Origin of the sequence: Rhizobium sp. 11_C7_N12_5 (genome assembly GCF_051811145.1) — a bacterium.
Taxonomy (GTDB): domain Bacteria; phylum Pseudomonadota; class Alphaproteobacteria; order Rhizobiales; family Rhizobiaceae; genus Rhizobium; species Rhizobium lusitanum.
Genome location: NZ_JBPWPY010000002.1, coordinates 1,721,590 through 1,741,037, shown reverse-complemented (window position 1 = coordinate 1,741,037; position 19,448 = coordinate 1,721,590). Strand labels below are relative to the sequence as shown.

22 protein-coding genes and 4 pseudogenes are annotated in these 19,448 nt (G+C 59.4%); 8 read left to right on the top strand and 18 right to left on the bottom strand.

The annotated features are described in order from the left end of the window. Positions 1 to 52 precede the first annotated feature (52 nt). The 5 genes from AB8B29_RS27230 to AB8B29_RS27210 all read right to left on the bottom strand — a co-directional run bounded on the left by AB8B29_RS27230 (position 53) and on the right by AB8B29_RS27210 (position 3,461). A complete protein-coding gene (locus tag AB8B29_RS27230; RefSeq protein ID WP_037191372.1) occupies positions 53 to 2,146 on the bottom strand; it encodes a catalase in 2,094 nt (697 codons plus the stop codon). A 91-nt stretch (positions 2,147 to 2,237) separates the two neighbouring features. Then, a complete protein-coding gene (locus tag AB8B29_RS27225; RefSeq protein ID WP_156143621.1) occupies positions 2,238 to 2,405 on the bottom strand; it encodes a hypothetical protein in 168 nt (55 codons plus the stop codon). A gap of 40 nt (positions 2,406 to 2,445) precedes the next feature. Further along, a complete protein-coding gene (locus tag AB8B29_RS27220) occupies positions 2,446 to 2,595 on the bottom strand; it encodes a hypothetical protein (RefSeq protein WP_162693730.1) in 150 nt (49 codons plus the stop codon). 2 nt (positions 2,596 to 2,597) lie between these two features. Further along, positions 2,598 to 2,762, bottom strand: a complete 165-nt coding sequence (locus tag AB8B29_RS27215; protein WP_037192009.1) for a DUF1328 domain-containing protein — start codon at positions 2,760 to 2,762, stop codon at positions 2,598 to 2,600. Positions 2,763 to 2,936: 174 nt separating this feature from the next. Further along, entirely contained in the window at positions 2,937 to 3,461 is a 525-nt protein-coding gene (locus AB8B29_RS27210; protein WP_037191368.1) for a hypothetical protein, read from the bottom strand. A 565-nt stretch (positions 3,462 to 4,026) separates the two neighbouring features. On the opposite strand from AB8B29_RS27210, the gene AB8B29_RS27205 reads away from it, so the two are divergent. After that, positions 4,027 to 4,833 carry a non-homologous end joining protein Ku gene (locus AB8B29_RS27205; RefSeq protein ID WP_037191366.1) on the top strand — a complete coding sequence of 269 codons (807 nt, stop codon included), beginning with the start codon at positions 4,027 to 4,029 and terminating at the stop codon, positions 4,831 to 4,833. Between the two features lie 21 nt (positions 4,834 to 4,854). Here the strand turns inward: AB8B29_RS27205 and AB8B29_RS27200 are convergent, their stop codons facing one another. The 4 genes and pseudogenes from AB8B29_RS27200 to AB8B29_RS27185 form a co-directional block, all read right to left on the bottom strand. Continuing rightward, on the bottom strand, positions 4,855 to 5,076 hold the full coding sequence (locus AB8B29_RS27200; protein WP_376774285.1) for a non-homologous end-joining DNA ligase LigD: 222 nt from the start codon (positions 5,074 to 5,076) through the stop codon (positions 4,855 to 4,857). Between the two features lie 57 nt (positions 5,077 to 5,133). Then, positions 5,134 to 5,447: pseudogene (locus AB8B29_RS27195) on the bottom strand (DNA polymerase ligase N-terminal domain-containing protein); the annotation flags it as partial. 2 nt (positions 5,448 to 5,449) lie between these two features. After that, positions 5,450 to 6,334 carry a non-homologous end joining protein Ku gene (locus AB8B29_RS27190; RefSeq protein ID WP_037191362.1) on the bottom strand — a complete coding sequence of 295 codons (885 nt, stop codon included), beginning with the start codon at positions 6,332 to 6,334 and terminating at the stop codon, positions 5,450 to 5,452. 87 nt (positions 6,335 to 6,421) lie between these two features. After that, positions 6,422 to 6,649 carry a hypothetical protein gene (locus tag AB8B29_RS27185; protein WP_037191360.1) on the bottom strand — a complete coding sequence of 76 codons (228 nt, stop codon included), beginning with the start codon at positions 6,647 to 6,649 and terminating at the stop codon, positions 6,422 to 6,424. Positions 6,650 to 6,779: 130 nt separating this feature from the next. On the opposite strand from AB8B29_RS27185, the gene AB8B29_RS27180 reads away from it, so the two are divergent. The 4 genes and pseudogenes from AB8B29_RS27180 to AB8B29_RS27165 form a co-directional block, all read left to right on the top strand. Continuing rightward, positions 6,780 to 7,502, top strand: a complete 723-nt coding sequence (locus AB8B29_RS27180) for an MgtC/SapB family protein (protein ID WP_037191358.1) — start codon at positions 6,780 to 6,782, stop codon at positions 7,500 to 7,502. Positions 7,503 to 7,572: 70 nt separating this feature from the next. Continuing rightward, a complete protein-coding gene (locus AB8B29_RS27175) occupies positions 7,573 to 7,920 on the top strand; it encodes a hypothetical protein (RefSeq protein WP_037191349.1) in 348 nt (115 codons plus the stop codon). A 34-nt stretch (positions 7,921 to 7,954) separates the two neighbouring features. Continuing rightward, entirely contained in the window at positions 7,955 to 8,212 is a 258-nt protein-coding gene (locus tag AB8B29_RS27170) for a BON domain-containing protein (protein ID WP_244655293.1), read from the top strand. 184 nt (positions 8,213 to 8,396) lie between these two features. Next, a pseudogene (locus AB8B29_RS27165) lies at positions 8,397 to 8,507 on the top strand (IS5/IS1182 family transposase); the annotation flags it as partial. Between the two features lie 42 nt (positions 8,508 to 8,549). Here AB8B29_RS27165 and AB8B29_RS27160 read toward each other — a convergent pair. The 6 genes and pseudogenes from AB8B29_RS27160 to AB8B29_RS27135 form a co-directional block, all read right to left on the bottom strand. After that, positions 8,550 to 8,684 (bottom strand): annotated as a pseudogene (locus AB8B29_RS27160) (hypothetical protein); the annotation flags it as partial. Positions 8,685 to 8,859: 175 nt separating this feature from the next. Then, positions 8,860 to 10,374, bottom strand: coding sequence for an ABC transporter substrate-binding protein (locus AB8B29_RS27155; protein WP_037191345.1), 1,515 nt, complete (start codon positions 10,372 to 10,374; stop codon positions 8,860 to 8,862). A gap of 19 nt (positions 10,375 to 10,393) precedes the next feature. Next, positions 10,394 to 12,103, bottom strand: coding sequence for a dipeptide ABC transporter ATP-binding protein (locus tag AB8B29_RS27150; RefSeq protein WP_037191344.1), 1,710 nt, complete (start codon positions 12,101 to 12,103; stop codon positions 10,394 to 10,396). Continuing rightward, positions 12,100 to 12,951, bottom strand: a complete 852-nt coding sequence (locus tag AB8B29_RS27145) for an ABC transporter permease (protein WP_037191343.1) — start codon at positions 12,949 to 12,951, stop codon at positions 12,100 to 12,102. The genes AB8B29_RS27150 and AB8B29_RS27145 overlap by 4 nt, the downstream gene beginning before the upstream one ends. Beyond that, positions 12,948 to 13,886, bottom strand: a complete 939-nt coding sequence (locus AB8B29_RS27140; RefSeq protein ID WP_037191342.1) for an ABC transporter permease — start codon at positions 13,884 to 13,886, stop codon at positions 12,948 to 12,950. The genes AB8B29_RS27145 and AB8B29_RS27140 overlap by 4 nt, the downstream gene beginning before the upstream one ends. A gap of 51 nt (positions 13,887 to 13,937) precedes the next feature. Then, complete coding sequence (locus tag AB8B29_RS27135; protein WP_037191341.1) at positions 13,938 to 14,828, bottom strand: proline iminopeptidase-family hydrolase; 891 nt, start codon at positions 14,826 to 14,828, stop codon at positions 13,938 to 13,940. 127 nt (positions 14,829 to 14,955) lie between these two features. Here AB8B29_RS27135 and AB8B29_RS27130 point away from each other — a divergent pair, with 127 nt between their 5' ends. After that, a complete protein-coding gene (locus AB8B29_RS27130) occupies positions 14,956 to 15,738 on the top strand; it encodes a helix-turn-helix transcriptional regulator (RefSeq protein WP_037191331.1) in 783 nt (260 codons plus the stop codon). 54 nt (positions 15,739 to 15,792) lie between these two features. Next, positions 15,793 to 16,707, top strand: coding sequence for a proline iminopeptidase-family hydrolase (locus tag AB8B29_RS27125; RefSeq protein WP_037192007.1), 915 nt, complete (start codon positions 15,793 to 15,795; stop codon positions 16,705 to 16,707). A gap of 80 nt (positions 16,708 to 16,787) precedes the next feature. Here the strand turns inward: AB8B29_RS27125 and AB8B29_RS27120 are convergent. Further along, positions 16,788 to 17,054, bottom strand: a pseudogene (locus AB8B29_RS27120) (IS481 family transposase); the annotation flags it as partial. A 293-nt stretch (positions 17,055 to 17,347) separates the two neighbouring features. Here AB8B29_RS27120 and AB8B29_RS27115 point away from each other — a divergent pair. Continuing rightward, on the top strand, positions 17,348 to 17,938 hold the full coding sequence (locus AB8B29_RS27115) for a cytochrome b (RefSeq protein ID WP_037191324.1): 591 nt from the start codon (positions 17,348 to 17,350) through the stop codon (positions 17,936 to 17,938). Between the two features lie 201 nt (positions 17,939 to 18,139). On the opposite strand, the gene AB8B29_RS27110 is transcribed toward AB8B29_RS27115, so the two are convergent. Further along, positions 18,140 to 18,910 (bottom strand): anti-sigma factor family protein, encoded by a 771-nt coding sequence (locus AB8B29_RS27110; protein WP_037191322.1) that lies wholly within the window; start codon positions 18,908 to 18,910, stop codon positions 18,140 to 18,142. Continuing rightward, positions 18,910 to 19,437, bottom strand: a complete 528-nt coding sequence (locus AB8B29_RS27105) for an RNA polymerase sigma factor (RefSeq protein WP_037191320.1) — start codon at positions 19,435 to 19,437, stop codon at positions 18,910 to 18,912. The genes AB8B29_RS27110 and AB8B29_RS27105 overlap by 1 nt, the downstream gene beginning before the upstream one ends. Between the last annotated feature and the right edge of the window lie 11 nt (positions 19,438 to 19,448).

The window sequence follows — 19,448 nt, the reverse complement described above, 5'->3', positions numbered from 1 at the left end:
TTGAAATCTTGGGTCCGCGCGGGTGTTTGATGTTCTCTGCATCGCGCGCAGCTTACGCAAGCATACGGATGTGGGGCTCGCGATCCCAATAACGCTTGCCGGCTGCACCGACAAAAGCGGAGAGACCGACCACACCTGCGTCAGGTTGAATGCCGGCTTTGTCGAGCAGAGGCTTGGCCGGCTCATCATAACCGATGGCCTTCAGATGGCCGAAGGCATCCATCACCCATTGCACGGCAGCCCCTTCCTTGACGAGCATTGCCGCGCCCTCCTTCGACAGGATGACCGCCACGGCGTCGAAGAGTTGCGACGGCGAACCGAGGAGTTGCCCGTCGGCCTGGATCGTATTGCCATCTGAAAGTTTCGTTCCCCCCACCTTCGGCGCGACGATGAAGGGTGTGGCGCCGGCGGCGGTCAGAGAGCCGATAAGATCAGAGATTGCCTTGGCGTCGCTGCCCGCGGCGATCATGATGCCGATCTGCCGACCTTCGATCGTGTCCAGCATGTTGCGATGTATGGACAGGGATGGCGAAGGATCGAGATCGATCGGTTTACGGGCGGGCGGATTCTTGTTGGGCAGGACGATGCCGAGACCGGCGGCGACGCGGTTTGCCAGATCGGCGTCGACATTCATGAGGTTGCCCACCATGCGTGGCGGCACCTGCTCGAGCTGCACCTTCGATAGCTCGAACACGAAGGCGGAGGCGATGTGAGCCTGTTCCGACGGCGTTTGCGATTTCCAGAACAGGCGTGCCTGACTGTAGTGATCGGCAAAGAGTTCGCCGCGTGCCCGCAATTTGTCACCTTGCTCTTCTTCCCCGGCCTGGTGGGCGAAGGTTCGAAAGCCGGTGACCGGACATTCACGCGGCCCGCCAGGCTCGCCGCTTGCGGCAAGGCTGTTGGGTTCGTAATTGGCGCGGCCCTTGGGTACGTTCATCTGCATCTGGCCGTCGCGCTGGAAGTTCATCACCGGACATTTCGGCGCGTTGATCGGCAATTGATGGAAATTCGCGGTGCCGAGCCGTGATTTCTGTGTGTCGAGATAGCTGAACAGACGCCCCTGCAGCAGCGGATCGTTGGTGAAATCGACCCCCGGCACGATATTGGCCGGACAGAAGGCGACCTGCTCGGTTTCGGCAAAGAAATTGTCCGGATTGCGATCAAGCACCATCCGTCCCACGATCTTGAGTGGCAGGATCTCCTCAGGAATGAGCTTGGTGGAATCGAGGACATCATAGGGAAGGCTTTCGGCGAATTTGTCGTCGAAGAGCTGTAGGCCGAGCTCCCATTCCGGAAAATGGCCGGCGGCGATCGTCTCGAACAGATCGCGGCGATGATAGTCGTTATCGGCTGCCTGTAGTTTCAACGCTTCGTCCCACACCAGCGACTGCATGCCGAGTTTCGGCCGCCAATGGAATTTCACGAAGGTGGATTTACCGGCCTCGTTGACGAGGCGGAAAGTGTGGATGCCGAAGCCCTGCATCATGCGGAGCGAGCGAGGAATGGCGCGATCCGACATCGCCCACATCAGCATATGGGTCGCTTCCGGCATCAGGGATGCCCAATCCCAGAAGGTATCGTGGGCACTGCCGGCTTGCGGATAGGCCCTGTCCGCCTCCATTTTGACGGCATGGACGAGATCCGGAAACTTGATCGCATCCTGGATGAAGAAGACGGGGATGTTGTTGCCGACGAGATCCCAGTTGCCTTGCTTGGTGTAGAATTTCACCGCGAAGCCGCGCACGTCGCGCGGCGTATCGACGGAGCCTGCGCCGCCGGCAACGGTGGAGAAGCGGACGAAGACCGGGGTCTTTTCGCCCTTGCGCTGGAACAGATCGGCCTTGGTGATGTCGGGAAGCGGCTCATAGAGTTCGAAAAACCCATGCGCGCCCGAACCGCGGGCATGCACGATCCGCTCGGGGATGCGTTCGTGATCGAAATGAAAGATCTTTTCGCGCAGCACGAAATCTTCAAGAAGGGTCGGCCCGCGCACGCCCGATTTCAAGCTGTTCTGGTTGTCGGAGACAGGGATGCCCTGGTCTGTCGTCAAATGATCGACGCCCCCATGCGGCCCCTTGGCCGGCACCTGCTGATGCGTCTCGCCGCCTTCGCCGCGCGAGGTCTCGAAATTCGTGTCCGTTGCCATTGGGGGTCCTCCTTCGGATGTCATTCTGCGGACCTAACGCCCGCTATTCCCGGTTGTTCCGAGCGACCTGCGTTCGTCGCTCATGGGCCGTTCAGGGGGCAATGAGCCCAATGCCAAGATCGTGTTGGTGGCGACGGTAAAGGTGGGCAGGTGCTTCGACGATCGTCACCTCCAATGTCGGATGCACGATGCCGTCAGTGAAATGGCCGCCGAGCACAGGGGCAAACAAGCGTAAAACCAGGAATGGTTTTCCGATCATGGATTTCGCGCGACGCGCTATACCCCGACCCTCAGCGGCCTCATTTCCTTGTGGGCGATGTGGTGATTGCCTCTTGAAGACGCTCATCGAAGCCGGCCAATGCCGATGAGAAATTCAGTTCCTCGGCATTTTCCGAAATCGCAAAGCCCGCCCGGCTCTTCAGCCGGGCTGCGTCACAGGCGTTGTCCATTCCTACGGCCGCCGCACGACCCGCATAACCAGCGAGATGACCAGCAGAACCAAGAAGATGAAGAACAGAACTTGTGCGATCGAAGCAGAAGCGCCCGCGATTCCTCCGAATCCGAGAACCCCCGCAATCAGCGCCACAACAAAAAACACCAGAGCATAATAAAGCATGGTGATCTCCTTTTCGGTGTATGAGGAGACAACGGAACTCATCAAAATTGGTTCCAAAACATCCATAATCTTATTGCAGTTGATCTTTCGCGCTTGGCTGCGGGCATTGATCTGCTCAAGCGAGGTAACAATGGAGGTCGGCAATGAAGGCGTCCCATGGCATCTGCTTGTACATCAGCCGAACCCAACGGCGCGTTGAAATAATCTATCGTCCTCATCGGGTTCGGGTGGTTCGGCTGCCTGGAGATAGAATTTTGCAGGAACTGTCAGAACAAACCAAAGACTTGCCCCCAGTAAGAAAAACATCCCCGTCGGGTCGGCTGTTCCTGCGAAAAACGGGAGGCTTGCGGACACGAACAGGACGGTCATTCTCACGGACCATTCTGCCTCCCGTTTTGTGAAGGCGCGCGTCCTGTGGAGTGCATATTCTCGTCGGCTGTAGATATTGGCTACTCTGAACGAGGAAACCAATTTCCAAACCGAAGGGAGCGCGAGCATGGCGAGAGCTGAAGCGCAGAGGACAAGCCCAGAGTCGTGAAGAAAATGTGCGGCGGCGATCAAGAGAAGCGAGAGCACAGCGAGATGCCATGTCGGCTCCAGCCGCTCGGGATGTTGTCCGAAACGAATATGCCAGGCTCGCAAGCCGCCAGCTGCGCCGTCTAGCAACGGTCGATCGATGTAGCTGTTAATCCATTCCATTCGCGGGTCCTCATAATCAGACCTGAACGGAACATCACTTTATTGGGTCATCATCGTGGCAGCGCCACCGCCAAGTGTCGATCCGACATCACAACGGTTGGCGCGCGTCGAGTTATGTTCAGGGCAGAGGGGAAAGGTGTGGTTTCGATTTTGACTTAACGGCCAATTCTTCCGCGGGCGCATTCCAAGGGTTCGGATGGGAACCATACAGCTGCCCACCTCTATCTCATTGGGATTGGTCGAGTGCATGCGGAGACGGTGTTCCGGGTCGCTCTCCAGAGCGATCTCGGGAGATGATCACACCAGCAACTATGATGAATGCGAGAATTGCTGCCGTCACAATGGAGACCATCAATGACCGGTATTTTCTTGGCTCGGAATATGGCATCGCCGTATCCTTCTATTGCCGAGGACAGGAGTGCATTCCTCAACACCCTGGGGTCTTAAATGTTCCGAGTGGCCACAGCGAGCCTCCCGTGCGCGACAAACATCCTCCGCCTCGTTGCAGCCGTCAGGGAACTAAGCATGCCGAAGTCCGTTCCACTTCCGCGACGGAGGAAAATCCATGGCGCCACGCTCGTTCTGGAAGGGCTATTTGAAACTATCACTCGTGACCTGTCCAGTCGCGATGGCACCGGCGACGACCGAAAACGAGAAGGTGCGATTCCATACCCTCAACAGGAAGACCGGGAACCGCATCGTTAGCCGCTATGTCGATTCCGTGACCGGCAAGGTCGTGGACGAGGATGACGAGGTCAAGGGATACGAGCGTGGCGAGAACGAATTTGTCATCCTTGAAGATGAGGAGCTCGACGCTGTGGCGCTGGAAAGCACCCGCACGATCGACATTGAGATGTTCGTGCCGCGCGACAGCATCGAGTGGATCTGGTTCGATACGCCGCATTATCTGACGCCGGATGATCCCGTCGGTGAAGAAGCTTACTGCGTCATCCGTGAGGCCATGGTCGCCACTGGCATGGTCGGCATCTCGCGACTGGTCATGTACCGCCGCGAGCGTGCCGTCATGCTCGAACCGCGCGGACGAGGGATCGTTCTGTGGACGTTACGGTTTGGCGATGAAGTGCGCGATGAGCAGGATTACTTCGGTGATATCGAGAGGCAATCGACTGAACCCACGCTGATGACGCTTATGGAGAAGCTGATAGACAAGCAGAAGAAGCCGTGGAGCCCGAGCATGGTGACCGATCCGATCCAGCAAAAGCTGCTCGATATCATCGCTTCCAAGAAAAAGGGCCGGAAGCGTCCCGCCAAGGCAAAGGTGGAAGAAGAGGCTGCGCCCAGCAACGTCATCAATATCATGGACGCGCTCAGGAAGAGTATTTCGCAGGAAACGAGAACCAAAAAGCGATAGCGGCGCGGTCGTTCGAGTGTTTTAGGCCACACGCTTTCTCTTCGGCGGTGACCGGCGTAGCGGTTCGGCCGCCGCCTTGAAGTCCGCCCACGGGTCCGAGCGCAAAGCCGCCAGCCGTGTCGGCACATTCAGCACCGTAAAATAGTTCGGCCCTATGGGAGGCGTTAGTTCCTCCCATGATAGTGGCATGGAAACCGCCGCTCCTGGGCGGGCTCGGGTCGAGTAGGGGGCAACGGCCGTCATGCCCCGCTGATTGCGCAGGGCCGTCCCGACCGGTAGGTCTTTGAATGCGGCGACGATATCCCAAACGAGGACGGTTCCGCCGCCATATTCGCCTTTCGGGATTGTGCCTTCGAAACCTCCGTATTCCAGCGGGTGGTCCTCCGTGTGGACGGCTAGCCGTTTGTTGCCGGCAACCAGGCTGGGGCCTTTGGCGACCGCCCAACTTTTAAGAACGTCGTCCATCTCCAGGCGAAAATCATAATGCAGCCGGCGGGCGGCATGTTTTTGAATGACGAAGCTGTTGTCCGACCCCTGCCTTTTCTCGCAACCTTGCCTTTCGGCTCGATTGTTTTCGAGAAGGCGCGTTTGCTGTTATAGGTTTCGAGCGGCATGGTCAGCCCGCCTTGCGCCGTGGTGGCGAGGATGTACCGGTGCGCGATTTCGTCGTTCGGCGCCGCGCTGAGCCGGTTTTGTCCGCCGCCTGCTTCGGCCCTGCTTTATCGCCATCCATGCCGGCGCTCTGGCGCAGTGCTTCCATAAGGTCGGTGACCTTCGCGATCTTCGGGGGCTTGCGTTTCGCAATGGCCTTACCTTCGACTTTCGCCTTCACCAATTCGATGAGCGCTGCTTCGTAGCGATCATCGAATTCGCCGGCCACGAACGTGCCGTGCTTGGTATTGATGATGTGTTCGGCAAGGTCGAGCATCTCGCCTTTGATCTTCATCTCGGGCACGTCGTCAAAGGCCTCTTCGGCAGCGCGGACCTCATAATCGAAATTCAGTGTCGTCGCGATCAGTCCCTTGCCATGGGCGCGGATCAGCATGGTGCGCATACGACGAAACAGGACCGCCTGCGCAATGGCCACGACCTGTCTCTTGCGCATGCCTTCGCGGATCAGCGCAAAGGCTTCCTCGCTGGCGCGGGTGGCGGGGGCAAGATAGTAGGAGCGGTCGAAATAGACGTCGTCAATATCAGAGCAGGCGAGAAAGGCCTTAACGCGCAGGACCTTGTCGCTCTCCGGCACTGCGGCGGTGATCTCTTCGGGCTCCAGTGTGATATAGTCATCCTTGTTGATCTCATAGCCCTTGATCTGGTCCTCGCGCGGCACGGGCTTGCCGGTTTCGCTATCGATGAATTCGCGCTTTACGCGATTGCCCGTTGCGCGATTGAGTGTGTGGAAGGAAATCCGATCGGACGTGGAGGTCGCAGTGTAGAGTGCCACCGGGCAACTCACCTCGCCGAATTTGAGAAATCCCTTCCATTGCGCGCGCGGGGCCATGCTTCATGCTCCATTTCCACGTTAGGGTTCAACGGCATTGGATCGGCATTGTTCCGTGCTGTCGGATGTCGTCCCCGGATTGCGAGATCACCTCTCGAATTCATCGTCTTCGCCAGCGCAGAGTAGTTCCACCAGTTCGGCCACCTTGCCACTCGGCAAGGTCCTGCCCTCGCTGATCAGAGCCTCGTCGCTGTTGACCCAGGCCCAGGCCTCCGCGAGCTCTTTGGGCGTTGCGCTTATCGCCGCGATATCAGCCATCAGGGTTTCATCGACCGGGCCAAGAACCGAGACGACGTCTTTTGCCGTTATGGTCATGTCTTTTCTCCCGAAAATACGGGGAGGCGGGCCATTGGAGTGCCTCCCTCTTCCAGTGGGCGGAACGAAATCTCTCCGGCTTTGTTCCAGAATTTAAGATCTGCCGTGAAACGAGTGGGCGGAGGCCGCTATGCCAACGATGATCGAGTTCATGCCCCTAAACCCTTCATGGGTTGATATCATCGGGCGTCTGCTGCTGGTCATTGCCACCGGCGCGCTGATTGGCGTCAACCGCGAGGTCGGCGGACATGCCGCCGGGTTCCGGACGACGATCCTCGTCGGGTTGGCGGCGTGCCTGGCCATGATCCAGGCCAACCTGCTGCTTTCCACGATCGGCAAGACATCGCAATCGTTCGTCTCCATGGACGTCCTGCGCTTTCCGCTTGGCGTGCTGACGGGCGTCGGCTTCATTGGCGGCGGCGCCATTCTCAAACGCGGCGATCTCGTCACGGGCGTCACGACCGCGGCTACGCTGTGGATCATGACGGCGATCGGCCTTTGCATCGGGGGCGGACAATTGGTGGTCGGATCAATTGGCGCCATCGCGGCCTTTATCGTGCTGTCGCCGTTCAAATGGTTCGATGAATTGATACCGCATCAGCACAAGGCGCGCATGGAGATCGAACTCGCAGACGTCGCCGAGATCGCAAAGATCCAGGCAATATTCGAGCCGCTCGGCTACACTTTCCTCTTCATCGCTAAAAGGGAAGGTAAGGCCGATGCCACCGTCCATGTAACCTATCAGGTGCGCTGGAAACACTCTGGCGTCGGCGGCGCCGCGCTGGAGCTGCTTACCGCCGTTGAGGAGCGCTACAAGGTCCTCTCCTTCGAGATGGTGACGACGACCGCGTGATTGGCCGATGCCCGTTGCGGAACATTCTTCATCGGCGTTGGTTTGCCTCTCGGAGCGAAAGGAGAATACTATGGTCAGATTCAAGAACGCCGGGACTAAAGACACATCCTCGCCTTCCAGCGATGTTCGCACCCAACAGGCGCTTGATCAGGCTGCCGGCGGCTCCGGAGACATCGAGTCGATCGCACCGGAGCCAATTCCGGGCTACCCGGAACCTGGCACCGACGATGCCCGATCGGCGGATACGTTGGTTCGCGACAGGCAGCGTAGCCAAGCGCTGGACAAGGCCCGGGGCCGGATTGCGGAGGCGGTGTTAGCCTCGCAGCCGCGTAAACGCTATGCGACGCGAGGTGCAGCGTTCTTTGCGATCGGCGGCCTCGCCGGATTCCTGCTGCACAGCGTTATCGCAAGCCGATAAGCCGGTGATGAAGGCTGCAAGCGAGGAGGGCGTCATGCATGACGCGCACGAGGAACACGGCGTTTCGCAGCGGCGACCGCATGCCGAGATACGGCAGGAAATCCATAAGAGATTGAACGAGGACCCGTTGCTGGATGCCGGCGGTATCTTCGTTTCCGTCAGCCGAGGCCATGTCCTCACCGAGGGATCGGTCGAAAATGCAAAGGCCAAAGGTCGGGCCGAAACTCATTCCCGACAGGTGAACGGTATCACTGGCCTCGATAGCAATCTCTGCATCCGTAAGGCGCAATAGGATGCGGAGGCCAACATGCGTACGTTGTTGCTTGTCATTTTGGGACTGATGGTAGCGTCGATCCTCAGCATTGCCGTCATCAAGCCGTTCGTGACCGGTACTCAACAGGATTCGACCATCGGCCAGAAGACCATCGAGCAGCCAGCGCCGAAGCCATAGGTACGCGCCGACTTACCGGCTTTCCGGGCTGGAGGAGAAGCATCACGCCAGGTCTCGCCGTGGCTGGCGAAAGCTGCATCTGGTGCTGGATGCCGATAGCGGCGAGATCATTGCCCATATCCCGACGGATCCGGACACCGAAGCCCGTCGGTGTGTCTTTGACCTCGATGAGATCGCTGATGGCGACCGGAATGCCGTGCAACGCCCCGAGGTCGTGACCTGAACGAAGATCTACCGCGAGACGTTCGGCATCCTGCATGGCGGTAGCGACGATATGGGAGACGGCATTCAGTTTCGGCTCGAGGCGTTCCATGCATTCGATTACCTGTCTCGTTGCCTCGACCGGCGACAGCGTGCCATCGCGATAAAGTCGCCCGAGTTCCCACACGCCAAGAAAAGCAGTCTCGCTCATGTGGAGTTTCTTACTCTCACCCAGTTGATAAGACGCCGCCACCCGAGGGGTGGCGGAGATCATCGCAGCTATAGGATCAGTTCTTGACCGTGTCTTCCAGGAAGAAGCGGCCGAGCGGATTCTGGTAGAAGTTCTCGATATTCTTGCGAGAAACGTTGATGTAGGGACTGTAGTAAAGGTCGATCCAGTTGACGTCGTCCTTCGCCATCTTCTGCAGGTCGATATACATCTGCTCGCGCTTCTTCGGATCGAGCTCCAGACGAGCCGCAGCCACCAGTTCCTTCACCTTCTCGTTCTTATAGTTGGTCGAGTAGTTGTTGTTGGAATCGTGGCCGAGGACGAAGGTGGTCTTCTGGTCCGGGTCGAGGATGTCGTTCGTCCAGTAGTTGACCGAGATGTCGTAATCGCCGGCAACCGTCATGTCCCATTCCTGGCTCGGATCGACCTTCTGCAGGGTGGCGGTGATACCGACCTTCTGCAATTGCTGCTGCACCAGCACGGCCGTCTGCTCGTCGACCTCGTCGCCTGCACGCAGAAGATAGGTCAGCGTCAGGTTGGAAACGCCGGCTTCGGCCAGCATCTTCTTGGCCTTTTCCGGATCGTAGGGGCGTTGCAGGTTATCGGCGTAATGATAAAGCGCACCCTTCGGAATGTAGGAGTTGGCGATCGTGCCCTGGCCGAAGGTGACGGCATCGACGATCGCTTTCTTGTCGATGGCGAGGTCGAGGGCCTGGCGGACTTCCTTCTTGCCGAGCTCACCATGCGCGTGGTTGATCAGTAGATGATCCTCGCGCGTCGAGGCATCGATGTCGACATTGAGGTTCGGATCCTTCTTCAGCTCCGCCACGCGGGAGAAGGGAACGAAGATCGCCGTATCGAGCTGACCGGCCTGGACGTTCAGCATGCGGGTGTTGTCATCCGGCACGGAGATCCATTCGACGCCATCGAGCTTCACCCGGTCGGCCTGCCAGAAGTAAGGGTTCTTCTTGAGGATAATGCGGTCGCCGCGCCGCCATTCCGAGACGGAGAAAGCGCCGGAGCCGATCGGCTTTTCGGCGTAGGCGTCGGGGCCGAGCGTCTCCATGCCCTTCTTGGAAATGACGGAGGCATTCGGCAGCGCCAGCGTCGACAGGAACGGCGCGGAGGGATGCTTGAGCTTGATGGTCAGCGTATGGGCGTCGGTCGCGACGGCCGTGTCGATCACCTTGTAAGAGTCGCTCCAGAGCGAGGCCGCATCGTCACGGATGCGCAGGAGACTGAAGGCTGCATCCTCGGCCGTCAGCGGCGAGCCGTCGGAGAATTTCGCATCGCGGATCTTGAAGACGTAGGTGAGGCCGTCATCGGAGGTAGTCCAGCTTTCGGCAAGGCCGGGCTCCAGTTTGGTGCCGGTCTTGTCGACGCGGATCAGCACGTCGTAGACGTTCGAGAACACCCAGTTGTCGATGTTCTGCGCTGTCTTGATCGGATCGAACGTCGTCGAATCCTCGCGGCGGCCGATGGTCAGCACGCCGGCTGCTTCGGCATAGGTTGCGGTGAGAGTGAGGCCGGCGACGATAGCCGCGAGCCCGATTGATTTCCATCTGCTGGTCATAAGATCGTTCCCTTGGTTGTTATGGCACGCGTTTGAAAGGCAGGATTTCAGCGACGTTGTTTTCACCGCGAAGATCGGTGTCGGCAAAGAGTTGCTTGTTCGGATCGATGTCCGGAATGGCTGCGATGAGAGAGGCCGTATAGGGGTGTTTCGGTCGCGCGAAGACCTCCTCGGACGGGCCTTCCTCGACGATCTCGCCGCGATACATCACGACGGTGCGTTCGCAGAGATTGCGAACGATGGCGAGGTCGTGGGCGATGAAGAGCAGGGTCAGGTTCATCTTGCGCGTTAGCTCGCGGAAAAGCTCGATGATCTGCGCCTGGATGGTGACGTCGAGGGCGGCAACGCATTCGTCGGCAATGATGAGCTGAGGATCGACCGCGAGCGCGCGGGCAATGCCGGCGCGCTGGCACTGCCCGCCGCTCATGCTGCGCGGCCTGCGCTTGGCGAATTCGCGCTCCAGCCCGACGAGATCCAGCAGTTCACCGACACGGGCGGGGATATTGGCGGACGCGACCTTGCCCTGCACCTTGAGCACTTCGGTGAGCATGTCGCCGATCGTCAGCCGTGGATTGAGTGCGTTATAGGGATCCTGAAACACCATAGCCGCCTCGCGCCGGAGCTTGGCGAGGCCCGCCGTTCTCTGCTGGGCGAGGTCGATGCCGCCGAAGGTGATATGGCCGGAGGAGAGTGGCGTCAGGCCGAGGATGGCGCGGGCAAGCGTGCTCTTGCCGCTGCCGGATTCGCCGACAATCCCGACGGTCTCGCCGGGCATGATCCGCAGGCTGACGCCCGAGACGGCGTTGACCGTTCTGGCGCCGCCGCCCTTGAGGAAGCCGCCGCCGACGTGGAAGCGGACGTGCAGGTCGTCGATTTCGAGAAGCGGCTTGAGCGGGGTGTCGGCCTTTATGGCTTCCGCGATGGATGCCGTCTCGTCCGGCATCGACGGATGGCTCTTGATCAGGTCGATCGTGTAGGGGTGGCGCGGTTGCGACAGAAGCGTCCGCTTCGGACCTTGTTCCAACAGCTTGCCGCCGCGCATCACGGCGATGCGGTCGCAGGTCTGGGCGACGATGCCAAGGTCGTGGGTAATGAGGATGATCGAAAGGCCGCGCTTGTCGCGAATGTCCATCAGGAGCTTGAGGATCTGCGCCTGGATGGTGACGTCGAGCGCGGTCGTCGGCTCGTCGGCGATCAGGATTTTTGGATTGCAGGACAGGGCGACGCCGATCATCGCGCGCTGGCGCATACCGCCGGAGAATTCGTGCGGATAGCTTTCATATTGCCTGATGGGATCGGGAAAGCCGACCTGGCCGAGGATCTCGATGGCAGCAGTGCGTGCCTCCTGCGCATTGAGGCCCTGATGATAGCGAATACCCTCGGCGATCTGGTTACCGATCCGCATGACCGGATCGAGATGGCTGGTCGGGTTCTGGAAGATCATGCCGATCTCGCCGCCGCGCACCTTCAGCATGTCGCCGTCGCTGATTGTCGTCAGGTCGCGGCCCTCGAGCAGAACACTGCCGCCTTCGATCTTCAGAAGTGAGGAGGGAAGGAGGCGAATCAGCGAGCGGCAGAGCAGGCTCTTGCCGGAGCCACTTTCGCCGACGAGGCCGAGGATTTCTCCCTTGGCGAGATCCAGCGACACGGCATCGAGCAGCGTGCGCTCGCCACTGTCGAGATGCGCCTTGACGGTGAGATCACGGACGGAAAGGACAGAGGCGCTCATTCGTGCACCCCCAGCAATTCGCCGAGCGCATCGCCCAGCATGCTGAACCCGAAGGCGAGACAGACGATGGAGAGGCCGGGAAACAGCGTGATCCACCAGGCCGTGGTGATGAAGCTCTGGCCTTCAGCGACCATGACGCCCCATTCGGCCAGCGGCGGCTGTACGCCGAGACCGAGATAGCTGACGGCGGCGCCGCTCAGCAGCACGAGCACAGCATCCGACATCGAAAAGACGATCGAGCCGGCGATGGCATTCGGCAGCAGATGGCGGAACATGATGCGGAAGCGGCTGAAGCCGAGGCTGACGGCGGCAACAGCATAGTCGCTGTTCTTCAACACCAGCATCTGCGCGCGGATGAGGCGGGCATAGGAGACCCAGCCGACCAGCGCCATGGCGATATAGAAGCTGCTCAACCCCGGCCCGAGAATGGCGATGATCGACAGCATCAGCACGAGGAAGGGGAAGGCGAGGATGATGTCGACGACCCGCATGAAGACTGCATCGATCACGCCGCCGAAGAAGCCGGCGATGGTGCCGATGGTCGTGCCGATGAGGAAGGGAAAGACCACGCCGATCACGGCGATCTGCAGGTCGATGCGCGTGCCCCATAGGACGCGCGAGAGTATATCGCGGCCGAAATTGTCGGTGCCGAAGGGGTGAAGCAAAGACGGCGCCTGCAGGCGGACATCGGCATTCTGCAGGATCGGGTCGTAGGGTGCGATCAGTGGAGCGCTGAACGCCACCAGCAGAAAGAACAGGAGAATGCCGCCACCAATGACGAGGGTTAGCCGCTTGCCGAGCAGATGGCGCCAGGCGACGGAAGCAGGAATAGTTGCCTGAAGGCTCATATGGTCACCCTCGGATCGGCGGCGACGGTGACGATGTCGGCGAGGAAATTGACGAGCACGGTGGCGCAGGCAAAGACCATGGCGACACCCTGGACCACCATGTAATCGCGCGAGAAGATGGCGCGCACCAGAAGCTGGCCGATGCCGGGGAGCGCAAAGACGCTTTCGACGACGACGGTGCCGCCGATCAGCCAGCCGATATTGACCGCCAGCAGATTGATGGTCGGCACCAGCGAGTTCGGCACCACATGCCGCCAGAAAACGATGCTCTCCGGCATGCCGCGCGCGCGCGCCGCCGTCGCCACGTCAGATTTCAGGGATTCGATCATCGCCGCGCGCAGGCTGCGGGTCAGCACCGTCGATAGCGACAATGCGATGGTGAGGCTCGGCAGGATAAGATGCAAAAGCTTGTCGCCGAGCGTCTCGCCGTAGCCGGAGACCGGAAGCACGCCGAGATCGACGCTGAAGAGGATAATCAGCATCAGGCCGAGCCAGAAGGGCGGAAAGCCGATGCCGAAGGTGGAGACGATGCGGACGACATGGTCCGCCGCACGGCCATTGTTGCGGGCGGCAATCGCCGCCATCGGCACGGCGATGAGGATCGACAGGATGACGCTGGCAACGACGAGTGCCACCGTCGGCTCGATACGCGTGGAAATCAGCTTCAGCACGTCGATCTTGTAGAGGATGGACTTGCCCATCTCGCCATTGGCGAGGTTTTTCAGGAAATAGAAGTATTGCAGCCAGATCGGCTGATCGAGGCCGTATTGGGCGCGGATATTGGCCAGCGCCGTCGGCGTCGCGCGCGTGCCGAGGATGTTGCGGGCGGGATCGCCAGGAATGAGACGCACTAGGACGAAGGTGATAACGCTGATACCGAAAATGACGGGCAAGAATTGCAGCGGGCGGCCGAGAACGAACCTATAGCGATGCATGGTGACGCTCGCTCCCTTGTCTTCTTCCGTCGTTGAACGCTTCCTGTTGCATCATGCCTGCCTGTGCCTCGCCAGAAAATCGAGAAGCGCTGGATAATAGTCGCCGGGGTTTTCATAGAAGGGCATGTGGCTTGCGCTCGTAAACACCTTCAACTCCGCGTTCGGAATGGCGAGCTTCATGCGCAGCGCGCAGGCGGGCGTCAGTTCATCGTGCTCGCCGACGGTGATCAGTGTCGGCACGGTCATGCGCGCCAGATCCGGGATGCGATTCCAGTCCTTGAGATTGCCGATATAGAGGAATTCGTTAGGCCCCTGCATTGTCGTGTAAGGTCCCATATTCCAGTCATCGAGCGAACGGCGCACGGGTGCCGGCCATTCCTGCAGGCGGCAAACATGGCGGTAATTGAGGATCGTCACGGCGGCCATGTATTCCAGATGATCGTAGGTGCCTTGCGCCTCGTGCTTCTGCATCATCGCCACCGTTTCCGGGCCAAGCGCTGCACGCAGCCGCTCCAGTTCCGAGATAAGGTGCGGCATGTCGGCGACGGTGTCCTCGAGGATCAGCGTCCGAAGGTTTTCCGGGTAGGTGAGCGCATAGTCGATTGCGAGCCAGCCGCCCCAGGAGTGGCCGAGCATATGAACCTTGCCGAGGCCGAGCGCCTTGCGAACGGTTTCGCTTTCCTCGACATAGCGGCCGATGGTCCAGAGCGCCGGGTCCGTCGGGCGGTCGGAGGCGCCGGTTCCGAGCTGGTCGAAGGCGACGACGCGGTAACCCTTATCGACGAGGCAGGAATGTGCCTCGCGCAGATAGTCGCAGGGAAGACCGGGGCCACCGTTCAGGCAGAAGACGGTCTCCGCGCCGGAGCCGAAGCTATAGGCGATCACCTTGTGCCCGTCGACTTCGACCTCCATGCGTTCATCCGGGTGCATTTCGCGCCACATCAGCTTACTCCGGCAAAGATTCTTCTTGCTCAACATTTGGGCATGATTAAATTTTTACCGTAAACCGCGATCCACACCAGCTATAAGAAGTGATAGGGTCAGAGTTTGGATGTAGCCGGAGTTCTCCATGCTTGACGAAATCGGAACGATCAGACGCAAGTTTACCGCGCATGATACGCTGGACGGACGGATCGACCAGGCTTTCGAGGCGATGCAACAGCTCGGTTTCGAAGCTCTGGTCTACGACTATACGCCGGTGCCCTTCGATCTCGACGGCGAGATCATGGTTCCGTCGTTTCTGAAGCTGCGCAATATTTCCGATGACATGCTCGAATACTGGCTCGACCGAGGCTATTTCCGCATCGATCCGGTGCAGCAGGTGGCGCTGCGCACCTCGGCGCCATTCTTCTGGAACTACAATGTCGAGGCCGATACGGCGATTAACCGCTATCTCGGAGAAAATACCGAACCGGTCGCCCGCTACCTCAATGAGCGCGACATGTCCACCGGCGTCACCGTGCCGGTGCACATGCCGCGCGGCGACTATGCGACGGTAACCGGCATCCGCTTCGGCGCGAACAAGGATTTCGAGCGCAACGCGCTGCGCTACATCGCCGATTTCGGCCTGCTCGCGCATGTCTTCCACGAGACGGCCTATGCGCTGTTCGATTCCAGTGCGCGCAGCGTCGGCAAGATGCGGCTGACGGAGCGGGAGCGGGAGTGTCTGCGTCATTCGGCGGAAGGGCTTTCGGCCAAGGAGATTTCCCGCGTCATCAACCGCTCGGTGCCGACCGTCGTCATGCACCTCAATGCTGCCGCCAAGAAACTCGGCGCCAAGAACCGCACGCAGGCGGTGGTGCGGGCCACGCATTACCGGCTGCTGGAAAGCGAGCCATCCTATAACTTCTGATAGCTGCCGCCGGCCTTGAGGCCGCGTTATGCTTTTTCCGTCCTTGTCAAAAAGATGGAGAAACCCGTGGCCGCCGTCGCATCGAAAGAAGCCTTCCTGCCCTTTCGCGAATACCAGACCTGGTATCGCATCACCGGATCGCTCGATAGCGGCAAGCTGCCTCTCGTCGTCGCCCATGGCGGCCCCGGCTGCACGCATGATTATGTCGATTCCTTCAAGGGTATCACCGAGATCGACGGTCGCGCCGTCATTCATTACGACCAGCTCGGCAACGGCAACTCGACGCGCCTGCCGGAAAAAGGCCCCGATTTCTGGACGCCGGCGCTGTTTCTCGAAGAGCTGGATGCGCTGCTGAAGCATCTCGGTATCCAGGATCGCTATGCTTTCCTCGGCCAGTCCTGGGGCGGCATGCTGGGTGCCGAACATGCTGTGCGCCAGCCGAAGGGACTGAAGGCGCTCGTCATCGCCAACTCGCCGGCGAACATGCACACCTGGGTTTCTGAAGCCAACCGGCTGCGCCGCGAGCTGCCGCAGGATGTGCAGGACACACTTCTGAGACATGAAGAGGCCGGCACGATAACTCATCCGGAATATATCGCGGCTTCCCGCGTCTTCTACGATCGGCATGTCTGCCGCGTCGTCCCCTGGCCGCCCGAAGTGGCGCGCACCTTCGCGATCATGGACGAGGACAATACGGTTTATCGCAACATGAACGGCCCGACCGAATTCCACGTCATCGGCACGATGAAGGACTGGACGATCGAGGATCGTCTGCCCTTGATCGAAGCGCCGACGCTGCTGATCTCCGGAAAATACGACGAGGCGACGCCCGATGTGGTCAAACCCTATGTCGATCGCGTCGCCGGTTGCAGATGGGTGCTCTTTGAACATTCCAGCCATATGCCGCATGTCGAGGAGAAGGAGCTTTGCCTCGCCACCGTCGCCACCTTTCTGTCGCAGCATGATTGAAAATGCGTATCGTCTCGCCTCATGATTGGCGGGTGCCCCGATGACGATAAGCTTGGGGGCCGTTCCGGATCGACTGGCCAGCTGTAGAGACAATCGTCGAGCGGCAGAAGGGTATGTCGACGGAAAGCAATGATAATCGCCTCCTCGTCACCGGACAGGACCGTGGACTTCGGTTCGCTTGGACCGGTCGGCAGATCGGCGACTGAGGTTCGCTTCTTCCATTTGGCTACGGTCTTCTGGTTTATGCCATAGCGCTTGGCAAGCGATCTCAGGCTCTCTTGACTATCTTGTATCGCTCGACCGATTGCCTCTGTCGTCGTGGCGCTGCCGTGAAGAATCTGGGCCATAGCGCTTCCCTCCATTCAATGGATAAGATTGCACCATCAAAGTCCGGGATCAAACAGCTAGGCTGGAAGATCTCAGGCGGAAATCACCTGTTTCCCGTCACGCGGCCAAAACCCGTAATAAGGATTTTTGCAGAAATTCCGATCTCGTCGTCATTGGACGCGATGCCCTTTCAGGTAGCCGCAAGCTTGCCGTGCTCAATGGGTTTCACATTAAAAATGGGAGGGGTAAGTCATCTCCGGGCGGGTGGATGTCCGCCCGGAGTGTTCCGTTTGTTTCACTTCGAGAAGTTGACATGACTGATCATCCCGTTGCCGTAGCGCCGTCCCGTTTCCAGGATGGCTATGACATCATTACGATATTCTTCCATTGGCTGACCGCTTTGCTGGTCGTCAGCCTTTTTGCGAGCATCGAACTGCGCGGATTTCTTGTGCAAGGCACCTGGATCCGCAGCGAGATGCAACCCTTGCACATCTCTCTCGGCATCTTGTTATTGCCGACCATTCTTCTGCGCAGTCTCTGGCGTCTCTTCTCGCGGGAAGATCGTCCTGCGCCGAACAGTGGACTTATGGATATAGCCGCCAAGCTTGCTCATTTCGGACTTTATGCACTGCTCATTGCACAGGTTGTGCTCGGCTTCGCCGCGACTTGGGCGCGGGAGGGAATTTTCACGTTTTTCGGGTTGTTTCCACTACCGCGGTTGATCAATGTCGATCCCTCGCTGCGCCACACAATCACCGACGTGCATCAGGTCGTGGCCTGGGCAATCATCCTCCTCGCCGCATTGCATGCGCTTGCTGCGCTCGTTCATCACTATGTTCTCAGAGATGATGTTCTGGCGCGAATGTTGCCTGCAGCCCGCCGGCCAGCCGATAGACGGAAGTGATCCGCCGCGGTAATGTTCCGACCAGTCGGTTCCATCATGCTTCAAAACGTTTTCGACTGGCCGACCCCTTGCCTGCAGGGCCCGGTTCGTCGTTGGCGGTGGTAAGCCAAGCCGCGTCGCCCAGGGCGACCGTGGGGATACTGCGCAAATGACTCGTCGGTTACGGCTACCCGAACTTAAGCGGGGCAGCTGCGACAATGGCTACATGGTCGATAGCTGCGCCCGAATATCATCTGCGATCGGATGCAGGGATTTCGCATCAGTCGCACCCATGAGACTAAAACCCATCCCGCCATTAGCCCAAGTCCAACCGCTGACCTTTCCATCGGCATGCTCGACCATCGGTCGGTTCTGATCAACGATCATGTGCCTGGCCAACATTACCAGCCGGTCCCCCTTGTCGTCGTTATACATCAACATGAACCCAGGCCCGTGAACGGTGGAAACGATGCGTCCGCCCATGAGACGATAGCCTGACCGGGACAGATCCGGCAGCACCGTCTTGGTGCCCAGCGTTCTCGAAGCGATGTCCGCTAAGCCGGAAAGATCGTCTGCCTTGAATTCGACGGGCTGGACAGCGCTGCCGGCAAATGTCGTATAACTCGCAGACGCTTCCTGAGCGAGCGCTGCCACGCCTTCCGAGGGCGGCAGCGAATAGCCGCGAACCGCCCAGCCACCGGTTGCGCCGACAACGATGAGAACCATGGCCGCGGCGGCCATTCTCCAGGCAGGCAGCTTTTCGGACTGCCGTCGCGCAGCGATCTGCGCCAGGTTCAAACGCATTGGAATGGGCTCCTGGGCGACTGGATCCAGCGCGGCCCGCAGAGTTGCGGCATCTGCCTTGAGGGCGGCGGCTCGCGAAGCTTCATCCGGGTTTGCGGCCAGGTAGGCCTCGACTTCGTCGTGTCGCTCCGGCTGGAGCGCGCAGTCGACGTAACCCTGGATATCCTCTTCTGTAATTGGTCGTTTCATCACTTTACAATCCTGAGCTGGGGTTGCCCTGCTATGACATTTGCGCGTGGCGACTCAAGTATGGCCCGCAATTGTTCTCTTGCTCTCGAAAGCCTGGACATCACGGTTCCCGCCGGAATCCCAAGAACCTTTGCTGCCTCTGCGTAAGACAAGTCCTCAACGGAGATCAACAGGATAACGCTTCGATGATCGGGCGGCAGTCGCTCTATGGCCAGGAGAACCTCCTTGCCGTAGATGGTCTCTTCCTGTGTGGCCGCAGTTGCATTTGTTGCTTCAGGCATGTCCTCGATCGGTACGGCGTATCCGCGTCGTGTCTTCTGCCGCAACCTATTGATGGCAAGGTTATGAAGAATGGCGAACATCCATGTTCGGGGATCATCGTTGCGGCGACGGTGCCAGTTGGCGACAACTTTCTCCAGGCAATCCTGGACCGTATCATCTGCCGCTTCAACGTCACGCAGAAGGCCGCGTGCATAACGCCGCAGTGTCGGGATGAGCGGTTCCACAAGAGAAAGCATGTCGTCCACTGGTCACCTTT

Excerpts from the sequence above, each read along its gene's own strand:
- AB8B29_RS27170 (WP_244655293.1), top strand. The coding sequence starts at position 7,955 with ATGCATGACGCGCACGAGGAACACGGCGTTTCGCAGCGGCGACCGCAT.
- AB8B29_RS27200 (WP_376774285.1), bottom strand. The coding sequence starts at position 5,076 with ATGACGGCCGTTGCCCCCTACTCGACCCGAGCCCGCCCAGGAGCGGCG.
- AB8B29_RS27125 (WP_037192007.1), top strand. The coding sequence starts at position 15,793 with ATGGAGAAACCCGTGGCCGCCGTCGCATCGAAAGAAGCCTTCCTGCCC.
- AB8B29_RS27185 (WP_037191360.1), bottom strand. The coding sequence starts at position 6,649 with ATGACCATAACGGCAAAAGACGTCGTCTCGGTTCTTGGCCCGGTCGAT.
- AB8B29_RS27155 (WP_037191345.1), bottom strand. The coding sequence starts at position 10,374 with ATGACCAGCAGATGGAAATCAATCGGGCTCGCGGCTATCGTCGCCGGC.
- AB8B29_RS27215 (WP_037192009.1), bottom strand. The coding sequence starts at position 2,762 with ATGCTTTATTATGCTCTGGTGTTTTTTGTTGTGGCGCTGATTGCGGGG.
- AB8B29_RS27230 (WP_037191372.1), bottom strand. The coding sequence starts at position 2,146 with ATGGCAACGGACACGAATTTCGAGACCTCGCGCGGCGAAGGCGGCGAG.
- AB8B29_RS27110 (WP_037191322.1), bottom strand. The coding sequence starts at position 18,910 with ATGAAACGACCAATTACAGAAGAGGATATCCAGGGTTACGTCGACTGC.
- AB8B29_RS27175 (WP_037191349.1), top strand. The coding sequence starts at position 7,573 with ATGGTCAGATTCAAGAACGCCGGGACTAAAGACACATCCTCGCCTTCC.
- AB8B29_RS27135 (WP_037191341.1), bottom strand. The coding sequence starts at position 14,828 with ATGTGGCGCGAAATGCACCCGGATGAACGCATGGAGGTCGAAGTCGAC.
- AB8B29_RS27140 (WP_037191342.1), bottom strand. The coding sequence starts at position 13,886 with ATGCATCGCTATAGGTTCGTTCTCGGCCGCCCGCTGCAATTCTTGCCC.
- AB8B29_RS27180 (WP_037191358.1), top strand. The coding sequence starts at position 6,780 with ATGCCAACGATGATCGAGTTCATGCCCCTAAACCCTTCATGGGTTGAT.
- AB8B29_RS27225 (WP_156143621.1), bottom strand. The coding sequence starts at position 2,405 with ATGATCGGAAAACCATTCCTGGTTTTACGCTTGTTTGCCCCTGTGCTC.
- AB8B29_RS27190 (WP_037191362.1), bottom strand. The coding sequence starts at position 6,334 with ATGGCCCCGCGCGCGCAATGGAAGGGATTTCTCAAATTCGGCGAGGTG.
- AB8B29_RS27205 (WP_037191366.1), top strand. The coding sequence starts at position 4,027 with ATGGCGCCACGCTCGTTCTGGAAGGGCTATTTGAAACTATCACTCGTG.
- AB8B29_RS27220 (WP_162693730.1), bottom strand. The coding sequence starts at position 2,595 with ATGGACAACGCCTGTGACGCAGCCCGGCTGAAGAGCCGGGCGGGCTTT.
- AB8B29_RS27145 (WP_037191343.1), bottom strand. The coding sequence starts at position 12,951 with ATGAGCCTTCAGGCAACTATTCCTGCTTCCGTCGCCTGGCGCCATCTG.
- AB8B29_RS27130 (WP_037191331.1), top strand. The coding sequence starts at position 14,956 with ATGCTTGACGAAATCGGAACGATCAGACGCAAGTTTACCGCGCATGAT.
- AB8B29_RS27115 (WP_037191324.1), top strand. The coding sequence starts at position 17,348 with ATGACTGATCATCCCGTTGCCGTAGCGCCGTCCCGTTTCCAGGATGGC.
- AB8B29_RS27150 (WP_037191344.1), bottom strand. The coding sequence starts at position 12,103 with ATGAGCGCCTCTGTCCTTTCCGTCCGTGATCTCACCGTCAAGGCGCAT.
- AB8B29_RS27210 (WP_037191368.1), bottom strand. The coding sequence starts at position 3,461 with ATGGAATGGATTAACAGCTACATCGATCGACCGTTGCTAGACGGCGCA.